At 36.9% G+C, this 14,619-nt stretch carries 14 protein-coding genes; all 14 read left to right on the forward strand.

The window, feature by feature from the left end; genetic code table 11:
- Positions 1–4 precede the first annotated feature (4 nt).
- The 14 genes from JNUCC76_RS02805 to pstA all read left to right on the forward strand — a co-directional run bounded on the left by JNUCC76_RS02805 (position 5) and on the right by pstA (position 14,613).
- Complete coding sequence (locus JNUCC76_RS02805; protein WP_454155633.1) at positions 5–643, forward strand: amino acid ABC transporter ATP-binding protein; 639 nt, start codon at positions 5–7, stop codon at positions 641–643.
- The gene (locus JNUCC76_RS02810; protein WP_454155635.1) at positions 643–1,497 is read left to right on the forward strand and encodes an amino acid ABC transporter substrate-binding protein; all 855 of its coding nucleotides are present in this window, start codon (positions 643–645) and stop codon (positions 1,495–1,497) included. Before JNUCC76_RS02805 ends, JNUCC76_RS02810 begins: the two co-directional genes overlap by 1 nt.
- Before the next feature lie 85 nt (positions 1,498–1,582).
- Positions 1,583–3,037, forward strand: a complete 1,455-nt coding sequence (cls, locus tag JNUCC76_RS02815; protein ID WP_454155636.1) for a cardiolipin synthase — start codon at positions 1,583–1,585, stop codon at positions 3,035–3,037.
- Entirely contained in the window at positions 3,034–4,299 is a 1,266-nt protein-coding gene (gene yfmF, locus JNUCC76_RS02820; protein WP_454155638.1) for an EF-P 5-aminopentanol modification-associated protein YfmF, read from the forward strand. Before cls ends, yfmF begins: the two co-directional genes overlap by 4 nt.
- 1 nt (position 4,300) lies before the next feature.
- The gene (gene yfmH, locus JNUCC76_RS02825; RefSeq protein WP_454155640.1) at positions 4,301–5,572 is read left to right on the forward strand and encodes an EF-P 5-aminopentanol modification-associated protein YfmH; all 1,272 of its coding nucleotides are present in this window, start codon (positions 4,301–4,303) and stop codon (positions 5,570–5,572) included.
- 14 nt (positions 5,573–5,586) lie between these two features.
- Entirely contained in the window at positions 5,587–6,462 is an 876-nt protein-coding gene (locus tag JNUCC76_RS02830) for a helix-turn-helix domain-containing protein (protein ID WP_454155642.1), read from the forward strand.
- 10 nt (positions 6,463–6,472) lie between these two features.
- Complete coding sequence (pgsA, locus tag JNUCC76_RS02835; RefSeq protein WP_454155644.1) at positions 6,473–7,054, forward strand: CDP-diacylglycerol--glycerol-3-phosphate 3-phosphatidyltransferase; 582 nt, start codon at positions 6,473–6,475, stop codon at positions 7,052–7,054.
- 139 nt (positions 7,055–7,193) lie between these two features.
- Positions 7,194–8,351 carry a recombinase RecA gene (gene recA, locus JNUCC76_RS02840; RefSeq protein ID WP_454155646.1) on the forward strand — a complete coding sequence of 386 codons (1,158 nt, stop codon included), beginning with the start codon at positions 7,194–7,196 and terminating at the stop codon, positions 8,349–8,351.
- A gap of 82 nt (positions 8,352–8,433) precedes the next feature.
- Entirely contained in the window at positions 8,434–9,126 is a 693-nt protein-coding gene (locus tag JNUCC76_RS02845; RefSeq protein ID WP_454155648.1) for a response regulator transcription factor, read from the forward strand.
- Positions 9,127–9,374: 248 nt separating this feature from the next.
- A complete protein-coding gene (locus tag JNUCC76_RS02850; protein WP_454155650.1) occupies positions 9,375–10,289 on the forward strand; it encodes a phosphate ABC transporter substrate-binding protein in 915 nt (304 codons plus the stop codon).
- An 81-nt stretch (positions 10,290–10,370) separates the two neighbouring features.
- Positions 10,371–11,711: a sensor histidine kinase gene (locus tag JNUCC76_RS02855; RefSeq protein ID WP_454155652.1), complete on the forward strand. Its 1,341-nt coding sequence runs from the start codon at positions 10,371–10,373 to the stop codon at positions 11,709–11,711.
- A gap of 162 nt (positions 11,712–11,873) precedes the next feature.
- Positions 11,874–12,755, forward strand: a complete 882-nt coding sequence (locus JNUCC76_RS02860; RefSeq protein WP_454155653.1) for a phosphate ABC transporter substrate-binding protein PstS family protein — start codon at positions 11,874–11,876, stop codon at positions 12,753–12,755.
- A 50-nt stretch (positions 12,756–12,805) separates the two neighbouring features.
- Positions 12,806–13,729 carry a phosphate ABC transporter permease subunit PstC gene (gene pstC, locus JNUCC76_RS02865; RefSeq protein ID WP_454155654.1) on the forward strand — a complete coding sequence of 308 codons (924 nt, stop codon included), beginning with the start codon at positions 12,806–12,808 and terminating at the stop codon, positions 13,727–13,729.
- Complete coding sequence (gene pstA, locus JNUCC76_RS02870) at positions 13,729–14,613, forward strand: phosphate ABC transporter permease PstA (protein WP_072613268.1); 885 nt, start codon at positions 13,729–13,731, stop codon at positions 14,611–14,613. Before pstC ends, pstA begins: the two co-directional genes overlap by 1 nt.
- The last annotated feature ends 6 nt before the right edge of the window (positions 14,614–14,619 follow it).

The raw sequence follows: 14,619 nt of genomic DNA on the forward strand, positions 1-14,619 counted from the left end.
TTTAATGTTAGAAATCAAAAACTTAACCAAAAAATACGATCAAAATGTGATCTTTAAATCCCTTAATTTAACAGTACATGATGGTGAAGTATTAAGCATTGTTGGTCCATCTGGTATTGGTAAAACAACCTTAATTAAAATTATGGCAGGATTAGAAACTGCAGACGATGGCGAAATTATTTTAAATGGCGAAAACATCGATATTAAAGGTGAAAGTTCAGATACGAATATTGGCATGATTTTCCAAGACTTTAATCTATTCCCAAATTACACAGTTATTGACAATATCACGTTAGCACCTATTAATGTTAATAAACAGTCTTCATCAAAGGCCGTTGAACAAGGGCAGGAGCTTTTGGAATCCTTAGGCATGTTAGATAAAGCTAATTTGTTTCCCTATCAATTATCTGGTGGTCAAAAGCAGCGTGCAGCAATTGCACGTGCACTGGCCATGAAGCCCAAAATTTTGGCATATGATGAACCTACAAGTGGATTGGATGAAGCATCAACACACCAAGTAGCTGATGTTGTTAATACACTTAAGAAACGTGGTGTAACACAAGTTATTATTACGCACGATCAGCCATTTGCTGAAATGGTTTCTGATCGCGTGTTTGATTTTGCGACGGAGGTAAAGCGCTAATGCCAAGCATGAAAAAGAAGATTGTTGTTAATAGTATTGTTGGTACTTTATTTATTGCACTGGTCGTTATGGCAGCTCTCTCTTTATCTAATAATTCCCAAAAAAGCAAAAGTACAGAACAGACAGTAGTGAAAACAGATCAATGGTCACGAATCAAGAGGGAAAAGCAAATTACGATTGGTTTAGATGATACATTTGTGCCAATGGGATTTCGCGATAAATCGGGTAAATTAGTAGGATTTGATGTTGATTTGGCAACCGCTGTATTCAAAAGTTTGGGGATCAAGGTCAAATGGCAACCCATTGATTGGTCAATGAAAGAAACAGAATTAAACACCGGAAACATTGATGCTATTTGGAACGGTTATACAATTACAGATGACCGGAAAAAGAAGGTCGCTTTTTCAACACCTTATCACAAGGCAACGCAAGTGCTTGTTACTTTAAAGAAAAGTAACATTAACAAGTTTTCTGATATGCAAGGTAAAGTATTAGGAGATCAAACAGCTTCAAGTGGCGATCAAACTTTTGCGCAGTATCCTAAAGTTTTGAAACAATATGTTAAAGACCAGAAGGTTATTGGCTATGATACATTTGACAAAGCATTCAATGATTTGAATGCGAGCCGCATCGATGGTTTATTGATTGATGAAGACTATGCACGTTATTATGTTGCTCATCAATCTAACCCAAATGACTACACAATCACAACAGGTGGTTTCCCAGTAAATGATAATGCAGTTGGCTTCCGCAAAGCAGATAAAAAATTACGACAAGCAGTAAATAAAGAATTAGCAACTTATAAAAAAAATGGTCGTTTACAAAAATATAGTACGAAGTGGTTTGGTAATTAATACATACTTTGGCAGCACCGTAATGGTGCTGCTTTTTTATGTTAGAATGGTATTAATAGTTTTTTGTTGCACTGGGGAGGGCAATATGCTGAGAACATCTTTTTGGATTATTATATTAATAGCTTTGGTCATCAATACAATTATTTCTTTTATTGCTGTTTTTCGACAGAAACGTGAAATTGCCACAATTTGGGCTTGGATGCTTGTTCTTCTGCTGTTACCTGTTGTAGGATTTGCTATCTTCTTTTTGGCTGGTAGTCGTATTTCTAGTAAAAAAATATTTCGTTTACGGACCCAAGAACAACGTGGTTTAGATCAAATTGCTTTAAATCAAAAAAAGCAATTACAAGATATTGAGAACTTACTTCCTATTCCTTACAGTGCAACAGAGTTGTTGAAATTATTTTTATCATCTGATCGTGCTGTTTTGACACGTGGTAATAAAATTACAATTTTTAGTGATGGGAAAAAGAAGTTTGATAAGTTATTCTCAGATATTAAGGCTGCAAAGGAACATATCCATTTAGAATATTTTTCTATTTTTGATGATAAAATAGGACATCAACTCGTTGATCTATTAACTGAAAAAGCTAGTGAAGGTGTTGAGGTTCGCGTTATTTATGATCAGTTTGGTTCTCATGGACAACATCCTAAAATGTACAGACAATTACGTGCAGCTGGAGGTGTTGCTGTACCGTTCTTAATGCGACGCTTTCAGCTATTAACTTTGCGTTTTAATTTTAGAAATCACCGTAAAATTGCTATTATTGATGGTAAAATTGGATACATTGGTGGATTTAATGTAGGGGATCAATATATTGGTGAATCTAAAAAATTTGGTTATTGGCGTGATACGCATACCCGAATTGTTGGGGATGCAGTATTATCACTGCAAAGTCGATTTTTAATGGATTGGAACGCCACCGCTGAAGGTAAAGAGCTGTTAATCCAAACTACAAAGTATTTTCCTGAAAATTTTTCTTTACCGGGAAAATCTATGATTCAAATTGTTTCTAGTGGCCCTGATGACGATATGAAGCAGATCAAACAAGGTTACATGAGAATGTTTTCTTCTGCCCGTGAAAGCATAAGTATTCAAACACCTTATTTCATTCCGGACGGTCCCGTGTTAGAAACACTTGAAGTTGCTATTTTGTCTGGGGTTAAGGTGAAATTAATGATACCTAATCAGCCCGACCATCCTTTAGTTTATCGGGCAACTGAATATTATGCTCAAGAATTAATTGATCTTGGCGCGACAGTTTACCGCTATGATGGTGGCTTTTTACATAGCAAGGTTGTGGTCATTGATAATGAGGTAGCAACTGTCGGGTCAGCTAATATGGATATCCGTTCATTTTCTCTTAATTTTGAAGGCAACGCATTTATATACGATCCAGACTTTGCATCTGACCTAGAAGATTTATTTGAGCAAGATGTATTAAAGTCCACAAAATTAACAATGGAATATTTTGAGAAACAGTCTGCTTGGATGAAATTTAAGCAAAAGTTTAGTAGACTTTTCTCACCAATACTATGAAAAAAACAATTATTAATCATGGCGCGAATCTTGTAATTCTGCCAACTACACAATTTAAAACATTGCACATCGCCGTTGATTTTTCAACAGCAGTTGAGCCTGAAAGTATTAGTGCACGTGCATTAGTGTCTTATTTGACTGCTGTTAGCTCGGCTCATTATAAAACGCAACAACAAGTGGCGCAAAAAACAATTGATTTGTATGGTGCCCAATATCAAACTGATGTTTTTCGCATTGGCCAAACGCATCATGTACGCTTTACTTTGCAAATACCGGCACCTACCTACATAGTGGGGGGAAAACAGCTCCTGACCGAAGCTTTTGATTTTTTAAACGAGATGATATTTAATCCTTTGGCAGAGAATCATTCATTCAATGAACAAGTATTTGCCAATGAGCAGCAAAGCCTAATTAATGAACTTGCCAGCGTTAAAGATGACAAAAGTCGTTACGCGGTGGCTAAACTTCGTGAAATAACTTATGATAAATCTGGCATGCGTGTATCCGCTAGTGGTAATGAAGAGACTGTTGCTAATTTAAATCCTTCTGGTGTTTATCAAGCTTATCAGAACATGATTAACGACGATGCTATGAATATCGTTGTGCTTGGTGATATTAATCAACAGCAAATTATTTCATTATTAGAGAAGTGGCCGATTGTGCCACATCGAGCTAAGGAAGAAAAAGAGCCATTTTATAGGCAATCCTCTCGATTACATCTTAGTGAATTAGTTGAGCATAAAACTTCGATTAATCAGGCTATGCTTACCTTGGCTTATCAATTAAATGTTAAACCATTTGATGATCAGCGTTTTGCTGTTATAGTCATGAATTCGTTGTTGGGTGGTACGCCACTATCAAAATTATTTATGAATGTGCGCGAGAAGGAGTCACTAGCATATAGCATCTATTCTCGCTGGCAACACGATACAGGATTTTTAACTATTGCGGCTGGCTTAGATACTACAAAAGTGCGTCAGACGGACACAATGATACAAGAACAAATTAAAGCCATTCAAGAGGGCGACTTTGATAATCAGACAGTTGATGCGATTAAGATGAGCTTAATTAGTGATTACTTAAGTCAACGTGACTCACCTGCAAGTCAAATGGAAGTTGCTTTTTCTCGATTACTCACAAGAAGAGAAACGAGTGAACAGGAATGGATTGATCGAGTTAAGTCTGTGACTGCTGACGATATTCAAAATGCTGCTCAGAAGATGTCACTTCAAAGTCGTTATATATTATTGCCTGAGGTCTAATATGGAAACAAAACATTATCTAAAGTTAAAAGAAGATGTGATTACAGAAACGTTAGATAATGGTCTGTCAATAGTGATGGTTCCGAAGTCTAATTACCATAAAACTTTTGCTGTGTTAACAACTGCTTATGGTGCGTTAGAGCAGAAATTTGTTATCGATGATGAACAACCAATTCAGATTCCCGCTGGAACAGCACATTTTTTGGAACACAAGCTATTTGAAAAAGAAAATGAAGATGCATTCGCAAGATTTGGCGAATTGGGGGCTGATGCTAATGCATTTACCAATGCTTATCAAACAAGTTATCTGTTTTCAACTACTCAAAACTTAATACCTGCCTTAACACATTTACTAGACTTTGTTCAAACACCTTATTTTTCAAAGCAAACAGTAGAAAAAGAACAAGGAATTATTGGGCAAGAAATACAAATGTATGATGATGACCCTAATTGGGAACTCTATATGGGATTATTAAATACATTATATCCCGACTCATCAATTGCTAAAGATATCGCTGGAACCCGTGAAACGATTGCAACTATCACACCTGAATTACTGTACGCTATTCATTCTGCATTTTATCAACCTACACAGCTGACACTACACATTGTGGGGCATTTTAATCCCGAAGAAATATTAGCAGTTGTTAAAGAGAATCAATTCAAAAAAGATTTACGTCCTAGAAAGTTAACCCGTTTCCCAGAAAAAATTTTACCAGCAAAAGAACAACAATCGGAACGCTACTTTAATGTTTCGCGCCCTAAAGTTGCGTTTGGTATCCGACTTGATCAGAATCAGGTCGTTGGCACAGAGGCAACCAAACGTATCTTAATTGCTGATATTTTGGATGATTTATTGTTTGGTGAGCAAACAGATTGGTATCAGAATTTATATAGTCATGGTATTATTGATACAGAATTTGACACATCGTTTGATATTATAAAACATTATCAGTATGTGAGCTTTTTTGCTGAAACGGACGATTATAACGTTCTGACACAAGAAATTCAAAATCAAATTGATAATTATCAAAATGTTTTAGAAAATCAACAAAATGCTTTTGAGTCACTACGAAGAGCTACAGTTGGTGAGGGAATCCAGAAATTGAATTCCTTAGAAAATATGGCTTTGCAAGGTGATGATGTCTTGTTTGGAACTAATCTTTTTGATAAGATAGAGTTGTTACAAGATTTAACATTTGATGACATTCTTGTAACAGCGGATAAAATATATCGAAATGCTACGTTGCAACGATTTGTGTTGCATAAGTAGTCTTGTGGGCTATTATGAATGAAACTTTAACAAATCAAATAGGCGAACAACTGATGGCTGCTCGCTTAGAAAAACAATTATCATTGGATGATATCCAAGAGATTACAAAAATCCAACGCCGGTATTTATCAGCTATTGAAGAAAACAATCTTAGCGTTTTACCTGGTGATTTTTACGTTCGTGCTTTTATTCGGCAATATGCATTAGCTGTTGGGTTACATCCTGATGAGCTATTAGGAGAAACCAAACCAATTTCTATGTCTCGAACTAGCGACCTGAGCCGGGCACACAGGGATAATGATGGTATTGTTCGTGCTGGGATAGATAACACCCCAACAGCAAGATCACGGTTGGCGAACTCTATGCCAACAATTGGTTTGGGGCTATTGATTCTTGTGGCTTTAATAGTTATTTGGTTTGTATTGACACACATAGGAACTAATTCTCAACAGACATCTAATGGCGGTAATATCTCTGTTTCTACTTCTGAGGTTTCCAAATCTTCTAGTAAATCATCAGCATCGAAATCATCTGCTTCTAGTTCCAGTGAGGAATCTTCGAAACTTGATTTAGGTACACCAGAAACAGATACAAGTTTGCAGACGACAATCTATAATTTGTCTAATGAAAATACTAAAAAGCATACAGTTGTTATAACAGCAAAGAACACAGGTACTTCAGTTAAGGTCAATGATGCTAGTAGTAACATTTTGCTAAATGAAACATTGGCTAGTGGCAGTAAAACAGTAGAAATTCCAGCGGGAACAACAGCGTTTAATCTACAATTTTCTAATGTTACTAATGCTTCAGTTACAGTTGATGGACAAGATGTCGAAGTAAGTGGTGCAACAACAGCATTTTGGAATGTGCTTTTTAATCTCAATAAATAAAGGATGTATCATGAATTTACCTAATAAACTAACTGTTTTCAGAATTATTTTAATTCCTGTATTTATTTTATTGCTGACAGTACCATATGCTTGGTCTAATATCAGTTTTTTAGGAGCAACCATGCCAGTTAATTGGTTGATTGCCGCTGTTGTCTTTGCAATAGCTTCTGCAACTGACTTCTTGGACGGTCAGATAGCTCGTAGCCAGCATTTAGTCACTAATTTTGGAAAGTTTGCGGATCCTTTGGCTGATAAACTTTTGGTTATGACAGCGTTGATTTTCTTAACGAGCTTCAATGTTGTTCCAGCTTGGATGACTGCGGTAATCGTTATTCGAGAGTTGGCTGTTACAGGTTTACGCACGCTAATTGTTGAAAACAATGGCAAAGTTTTGGCAGCACAGATGCCAGGAAAGATAAAAACATTTTCACAAATGTTTGCTATTTTCTTCTTATATATTCACAACGCGCCATTTTCCATTATTAATTTTCCTATTGGGGATGTCTTATTGTGGATTGCAGTTATCTTTACAATTTATTCAGGTATCGATTACTTTTGGCAAAATAGAAATGTTTTTTCTGATGGTATGTAAGGAACTAAAAGCGCTTATAGCGCTTTTTTCGTATAATCAGGAAGAAAGCAAACAGAAACGAACAAATGTTCGAAAAACGCTTGCTTTTGACTCGCGAAAAAGGTACACTAATCAAGTAAGATAAAAGGAGTTAGCCGCAATGGTAGCAAAGAAAACGACTAAAAAAGACGATCAAGCAAAGAAAGATGGTCGTCGAGCCGCGCTAGATGAAGCGCTAAAGAAAATTGAAAAAAACTTTGGAAAAGGTTCAGTGATGACGTTAGGAGATAACGCACTAACGCAGATTGAAACGATTCCTTCAGGTTCTGTTAAAATTGATGTTGCTTTGGGTGTTGGTGGCTATCCCAAGGGGCGTATTATTGAAGTATACGGTCCAGAATCATCAGGTAAGACAACCATCGCACTTCATGCAGTTGCTGAAGTTCAAAAGCAAGGCGGAACGGCTGCCTATATTGATGCTGAAAATGCTTTGGATGTTAAATACGCTGAAGCCCTTGGCGTTAAAAAAGACGAATTACTTTTGTCACAACCGGATACAGGCGAACAGGGATTAGAAATTGCTGATGCTTTGGTACAATCAGGTGCCGTAGATATGATTGTTGTTGACTCAGTTGCTGCATTAGTACCTCGTGCCGAAATCGAAGGTGAAATGGGTGATGCGCACGTTGGACTGCAAGCCCGTTTAATGAGTCAAGCACTACGTAAGTTAGCGGGAACTCTAAACCGAACGGGAACAATTGCTATTTTCATCAACCAGATTCGTGAAAAAGTCGGTGTAATGTTTGGAAACCCTGAAACTACACCTGGTGGTCGTGCACTAAAGTTCTATTCGACAGTACGTTTGGAAGTTAGACGTTCAACACAAATTAAAGACGGTACTGATGTCACCGGTAATTTGACAAAAGTTAAAATTGTTAAAAACAAGGTGGCCCCCCCATTCAAAGTTGCTGAAGTCGATATTATGTATGGTCATGGAATTTCACAAACAGGTGAAATTCTTGATCTCGCTGTTGATCAAGATATTATCGATAAAGCAGGTGCATGGTATGCCTACGAAGGCGAGCGAATTGGTCAAGGGCGCGAGAAAGCCAAAGACTATTTAGATGATCCTGAGCATACTGCATTGCGACAAGAACTGTATGTCAAGGTGCGTCAAGCATATGGTATTGATTCTAATGCGAATGGTACTGCCGTTTCAAATACGGAAGCTCAGGCGGAAAAAGCTGATGAGCAAATTAATTTGCCAGATTTGGATACATCAGCAGATGATTCTTTAACAGATGAACCAATTGTATAAATTATGTAAATATTGAGAAAAACGTTAGGTCGTTTTTCTTTTTTTTGTTACAATGCAAGTATAGAAACGCATGGAGATAGACATGACTAAGATACTCGTTGTTGATGATGAAACGGCAATTGCAACGCTGCTGCAATACAATTTGCAACAAAATGGTTACGAAGTAACGGTTGCATCGGATGGTTTAGCCGCTTACCAAAAGGCAAAAGAGCAACAATTCGATGCAATATTGTTGGATCTAATGCTACCAGAAATGGATGGCATGACCGTTTTAAAACAGTTACGTCAAGATAAAGTTAGCACGCCAATAATTTTGGTAACCGCAAAAGGGGATGAGTTTGACCGTGTGCTTGGCTTAGAATTAGGTGCGGATGACTATATCACTAAGCCCTTCAGCCCTCGAGAAGTTGTAGCAAGACTAAAAGCAGTATTACGTCGTTCACAAGTTAGTACAGATGCTAACAAAACGGATGAAATGGTTATTTCTATACAAGATTTGCTCATCAATGATAGTAAAAAAACAGTGATGAAAAAAAATAGTGTTTTATCCTTAACGCCACGAGAATATGATTTGTTATTATATTTTGCACAGCGTTTGGGGCGTGTAATTGATCGTGAAACAATTTTGACAGCTGTTTGGGGATATGAATATACAGGCGAAAGCCGTATGGTAGATATGCACATCAGTAACTTACGTGATAAGATTGAGTCAAATCCAAAGACACCTAAAATATTGAAAACTGTTCGCGGATTCGGGTATACTATGACTAATTAGTGTGTTTATAAGATATAGTCATGTTATGTGGCATTATTATAGTGAATGGCAAACTGTAGACATTACGTCGAAGCTGAGCCATTTTTGTTTTGTAAATTATTCTTTACAATCATTTACAAGAACGCGACTAAATTGTGCGGTATTTCATAACATAATTCTCGTAATATATAAGTTGTAAACAAGGAGCGGCACCCAAGAGCCTCTACTACAGCCTTGTTTCGTTACATATTTCTAAGGGAGAAATCTTCATGAACAAAAATATTGTAGGAATTATTGGTGGTATAGTGGTCATTGTGGCCGGAATTGCTTTGTATACTTCCGCTAACAACAAGTCAAGTGATAGTAATACGAGTACAAGCACTTCTTCATCTTCTAAGGTTACTGGGAAAGTCTTGTCGCTAGGTTCGACAGCTCTACAACCTCTAGCAGAGCAAGTTGCCAGTTCATTCCAAGATAAAAATCCTGGTGTAACTGTGACGGTGCAAGGCGGTGGATCAGGTGCGGGGTTAAGTCAAGTATCTGACGGCTCGGCGCAAATTGGTAATTCTGATGTCTTTGCCGAAGAAAAAGAAGGTGTAGATGCTAGTAAATTAGTAGATCATAAGGTGGCTGTTGTTGGTATTGCACCAGTTGTTAATAGTGATGTTCAAATCAGTAGCCTAACTAAAACACAGTTGCGAGATATTTTCACTGGTAAAATAACAAACTGGAAAGACGTAGGCGGAAAAGATGAAAAAATTGTTGTCATCAACCGTGCAACTGGTTCAGGAACAAGAGCTGTTTTTGAAAAAAATATTTTAGATGGTCAGAATGCTGTTCAAGCAACAGAACAAGATTCTAATGGAACTGTTCAAAAAATCGTTAAGACAACACCAGGGGCTATTTCTTACCTAGCGTTTGCTTATCTAGATTCAGATGGTATTAAGGCTTTGAATTTGAGTGATGTTCATCCTAATAAGGCAAACGTAGAAGATAACTCATGGCCAATTTGGGCTTACGAACACATGTATACTAAAGGAACTCCCACAGGTGCTACTAAAGCATTCTTGAAATATTTCACAACTAAGGAAGTTCAAAAAACAATCGTTCCTAAGTTGGGATATATTGGCTTGACAGATATGAAAGTTACACGTGATTCAAGTGGTAAAGTTAGTGACAAGTAAATAAATAAAAACAAGCATACTGCTTGTTTTTTTATTGCCTTCTAATTTAATACATTGTTAAAACCATGATAGAATAAACTTATGAAGAAAAAAATTGGAAAATTGATTAGTATATATAGTTTAAACCTCTTACTATTACTTACAATAACACATGTAATTCATGTCACTCCAAAGCAACTTTACATGCTCTTAGTAATTTTTTTTGTGGTAGCTAATCTTGAGATTTTGGTTTTAAACTTTTGGAAAAGTAAAGAAACGTCCGAGCTAACTATTATGAAACAGCGAATGATGGCAACGACTACAGGTGAAACGCCACGAGGTGTAATAGCCGAACCGACATCACCTTACTATGACCTATTGGAAAAATTCAATGAATTACAGACTTATGTGCGTCACATGCAGTATGATGCTAATCGCGAAATTAATAACTATCAAACTCTTTTAACAAGTTTACCAGTTGGTGTTATTAATGTTAATCGAAATCATATGATAGATGTCTTTAATCAAACTGCTGCCAATTTTCTTGGTGTGGAAATGCCTGAAATACCAGTTTTAGATAGTTTGGTTATTCGTCAATTTACCTTGTCTGAAATAATTAATCATACTTTTAATACGCAACAGAGACAACAATCTATTTTGAACTTAATGGTTAATGGTGAAGCACGGCAATATGATGTGAGTACGCTATATCATCAATCTGGAGCTAATTCAGAAGTTATGGTCATGCTGTATGATTTAACTGAAGTACTTAAAATTGAACGTATGCAGGCTGATTTTCTAGCAAATGCATCACATGAATTTAAAACACCTTTAACGGCAATAACGGGATTTGTTGAAACATTGCAAGGTGAGGCTGGCTCAGATAACGAGACCAGAACACAATTTTTACAAATTGTAGCAAATGAAGCTAATCGTTTATCAGCGTTGGTCAATGATATATTATCATTATCTCGTATGCAACATAAAGTAGACGAAAAAGTAACAGATGTTGAGGTTGCAAAAATTGTTGATCAACAGTTGAAAAAAATTGATACAAAAACTGTGACGGTTCATAATGAAATTGCTTCCAACTTCAGTGTGTCAGGTGTTGCTAATGATATTAGTACAATCGTGCAAAATTTGCTGACAAATTCAGTGAAATATAATGTAATGAATGGCGATATTTGGATAACAGCCCATAAAAATAAGCAGCAATGGCAAATAGATTTTAAAGATACTGGTATAGGTATACCATTAAGTCAGCAATCACGTATTTTTGAACGTTTTTATAGAGGCGATGAGTCTCGGCAACGAAAAATTGCCGGTGGAACTGGTTTGGGATTAGCTATTGTGAATGAAATTGTAAATAGACATAACGGTGAAATTAAAGTTAAGTCACAGGTAGGTGTTGGGACAACTATTAGTGTTGTGTTACCCTTGTAATAATTTGATGCATGTTAAAGCGAAAAGCAAAGTAAAATTTTACTTTGCTTTTTTGTATTTTTAAACTTATCGTATTTACACAACCTTTACATAAAATCGTTTTGACATTTACATAAGTTTAAGATAATAAGTATGTAGTAGTAAATCTTGGGAGGCATTAACATGTCGAAATCATATCGCGGCCCACTTGTATTCACAATTGTAGCCGTGGCAGTTGCTGCAACGCTTGGAACAGCGTATGCAATGCGTGATAGAAGTGCGTCAAATACGTCAATCACTGCAGTTGGTTCAACAGCTTTACAGCCGTTGGTTGAAGCTGCTGGTGAGGAATATGCTAAAGACAATCTCGGAACTTTCATCAACGTTCAAGGCGGTGGAACAGGTACCGGATTAAGTCAAGTATCACAGGGAGCTGTTGATATAGGTAATTCTGATGTGTTTGCTGAAGAAAAAGAAGGCATCGATGCTAAAAAGTTAACAGATCATCAAGTTGCCGTTGTTGGTATTGCGCCGCTATTAAACAAAAATAATGGTGTAAAAAATTTGACAACAAAACAATTAATAGCCGTTTTCACTGGTAAAGTAACAAACTGGAAAGAAGTTGGTGGTAACAATCAAAAAATTGTAATCATCAATCGTGCGGCCGGTTCTGGAACAAGAGCAACTTTTGAAAAATGGGGACTGAAAGGTGCTCAAAGTATTGAAGCACAAGAACAGGATTCCTCAGGAATGGTTCGTTCAATTGTTGCCACTACCCCTGGCGCTATATCCTATGCAGCTTTTGGATATGTTGATGACACAGTAATAGCTGCTAGTGTCAATGGTGTCAAGCCTACAAAACAAAATGTTGTTTCTGGAAAGTATGCCATTTGGTCGTATGAGCATGTATACACCAAAGGAAAGCCAACGGAACCGGTAAATAAATTTTTAAAATACTTAACTTCTAAAAAAATTCAATCGACTCTTGTACCAAAGTTAGGGTACATATCAATACATGACATGAAAATTAATCGTGATGTGAATGGACATCTGACTAAAAAATAAACATATTTTTTGCTGAAAATCAAAGTTTCGGCACTCACCTTGGAGAAAAAATGGATAACATTACAAAAAAACTTATGCAACGATCCGAATCAACGCGTAAGGATACGTTTGGTCGTGCTGTTAGTTTGACGGCACTAACTCTTATTGGTATTGTGGTTGTGGCAATTTTTGCCTTTGTTTTAAGCCGAGGGTTTTCTACATTCTTTAAAGATGGCGTTAATGTTAAAGACTTTCTGTTTGGAACAACATGGAACCCTTCAGTAACTAATCCAGCAACAAAAATGCCATACGTTGGTGCATTACCAATGATTATTGGATCGTTTTTGGTGACATTCTTGTCCGCAATAGTTGCGACACCATTTGCGATTGGAACGGCCTTGTTTATGACAGAAATTGCTCAAAAACGAGGTGCAAAAATTATGCAACCAATTATCGAGTTGTTAGTAGGAATTCCCTCTGTTGTTTATGGATTTATTGGTTTAACTGTAGTTGTTCCTTTTATTCGAACAATAACAGGTGGTTCAGGTTTCGGTATTCTTTCTGGAACAATTGTTCTGTTCGTTATGATTTTACCCACTATCACATCAATGACTGTTGATACTCTAAAGTCAGTTCCTCGTTATTATCGTGAATCGGCTTTAGCAATTGGTGCAACGCGTTGGCAGATGATTTATAAAGTTGTTTTAAGAGCAGCAACGCCTGGTATCATGACAGCAATTGTGTTTGGTATGGCTCGCGCGTTTGGTGAAGCATTGGCTGTTCAAATGGTTATTGGTAATGCTGCTTTGATGCCAACAGGCTTAACAACACCAGCATCTACCTTAACATCTGTATTGACAATGGGCATTGGAAATACAGTCATGGGATCACTGCAAAATGATGTATTGTGGACCCTAGCAATGATTCTATTGCTTATGTCGTTAGTGTTTAATTTGATTGTTCGTGCAATTGGACGTAGAGGAGCGATGAAATAATGAATGCAAAAACTGCTGATAAAATAGCTACTGGCGTTATTTACGCTATTTCAGGCATCGTCGCTTTAATCTTGTTTGCGATGCTGAGTTTTATTCTTGTACGCGGTGTGCCACATTTGTCTTGGCATTTCTTGACTTCACCAGCACGGGCTTTTGAAGCAGGTGGAGGTATTGGTATACAACTATTTAACTCATTTTATTTATTAATACTTGCAATGGTCATTAGCTTTCCAATTGCTTTAGGTGCTGCAATTTACCTTAATGAATATGCTCAAAAAAACCATTTTACAGCAATTGTGCGTACGGCAATTGAGATATTGAGTTCATTACCATCTGTTGTTGTTGGTCTGTTTGGTTTCTTGCTCTTTGTTGTTCAGTTCAAATTAGGATTCTCTATTTTGTCTGGTGCTATTGCGTTGACATTGTTTAATTTACCTTTGTTAACACGCTCAATTGAGACAAGTTTGGCGCAAATCCCTGATTTGCAACGTGAAGCAGGGGCAGCACTTGGTTTATCACGTTGGGAGACAGTATTACATGTTATTTTACCAGCAGCCGTACCTTCAATAGTAACTGGTGTTGTGCTATCTGCTGGTCGAGTATTTGGTGAAGCCGCAGCTTTAATTTATACTGCTGGTCAATCGGCTCCAGCTTTGAACTTCTCGGATTGGAATCCATTTAACATCTCAAGTCCTTTGAATCCAATGCGTCCGGCTGAAACATTAGCTGTTCATATATGGAAAATTAATTCTGAAGGAATCATGCCAGATGTTAGTGCTGTATCTGCTGGCGCTTCAGCCGTTTTGATTATTGTTGTGTTGTTATTCAACTTTAGTGCACGGAAATTAGGAATGAAATTGTATAAAAAGTTAACGAGTGCGTGAGGCAAA

The organism is Leuconostoc sp. JNUCC 76, from assembly GCF_053667755.1.

Bases quoted from the DNA above. Each gene is read 5' to 3' on its own strand.
- JNUCC76_RS02830 (WP_454155642.1), top strand. From the start codon at position 5,587: ATGAATGAAACTTTAACAAATCAAATAGGCGAACAACTGATGGCTGCT.
- pstA (WP_072613268.1), top strand. From the start codon at position 13,729: ATGAATGCAAAAACTGCTGATAAAATAGCTACTGGCGTTATTTACGCT.
- JNUCC76_RS02855 (WP_454155652.1), top strand. From the start codon at position 10,371: ATGAAGAAAAAAATTGGAAAATTGATTAGTATATATAGTTTAAACCTC.
- pstC (WP_454155654.1), top strand. From the start codon at position 12,806: ATGGATAACATTACAAAAAAACTTATGCAACGATCCGAATCAACGCGT.
- cls (WP_454155636.1), top strand. From the start codon at position 1,583: ATGCTGAGAACATCTTTTTGGATTATTATATTAATAGCTTTGGTCATC.
- JNUCC76_RS02805 (WP_454155633.1), top strand. From the start codon at position 5: ATGTTAGAAATCAAAAACTTAACCAAAAAATACGATCAAAATGTGATC.
- yfmF (WP_454155638.1), top strand. From the start codon at position 3,034: ATGAAAAAAACAATTATTAATCATGGCGCGAATCTTGTAATTCTGCCA.
- JNUCC76_RS02850 (WP_454155650.1), top strand. From the start codon at position 9,375: ATGAACAAAAATATTGTAGGAATTATTGGTGGTATAGTGGTCATTGTG.
- pgsA (WP_454155644.1), top strand. From the start codon at position 6,473: ATGAATTTACCTAATAAACTAACTGTTTTCAGAATTATTTTAATTCCT.
- JNUCC76_RS02860 (WP_454155653.1), top strand. From the start codon at position 11,874: ATGTCGAAATCATATCGCGGCCCACTTGTATTCACAATTGTAGCCGTG.
- yfmH (WP_454155640.1), top strand. From the start codon at position 4,301: ATGGAAACAAAACATTATCTAAAGTTAAAAGAAGATGTGATTACAGAA.
- JNUCC76_RS02845 (WP_454155648.1), top strand. From the start codon at position 8,434: ATGACTAAGATACTCGTTGTTGATGATGAAACGGCAATTGCAACGCTG.
- JNUCC76_RS02810 (WP_454155635.1), top strand. From the start codon at position 643: ATGCCAAGCATGAAAAAGAAGATTGTTGTTAATAGTATTGTTGGTACT.
- recA (WP_454155646.1), top strand. From the start codon at position 7,194: ATGGTAGCAAAGAAAACGACTAAAAAAGACGATCAAGCAAAGAAAGAT.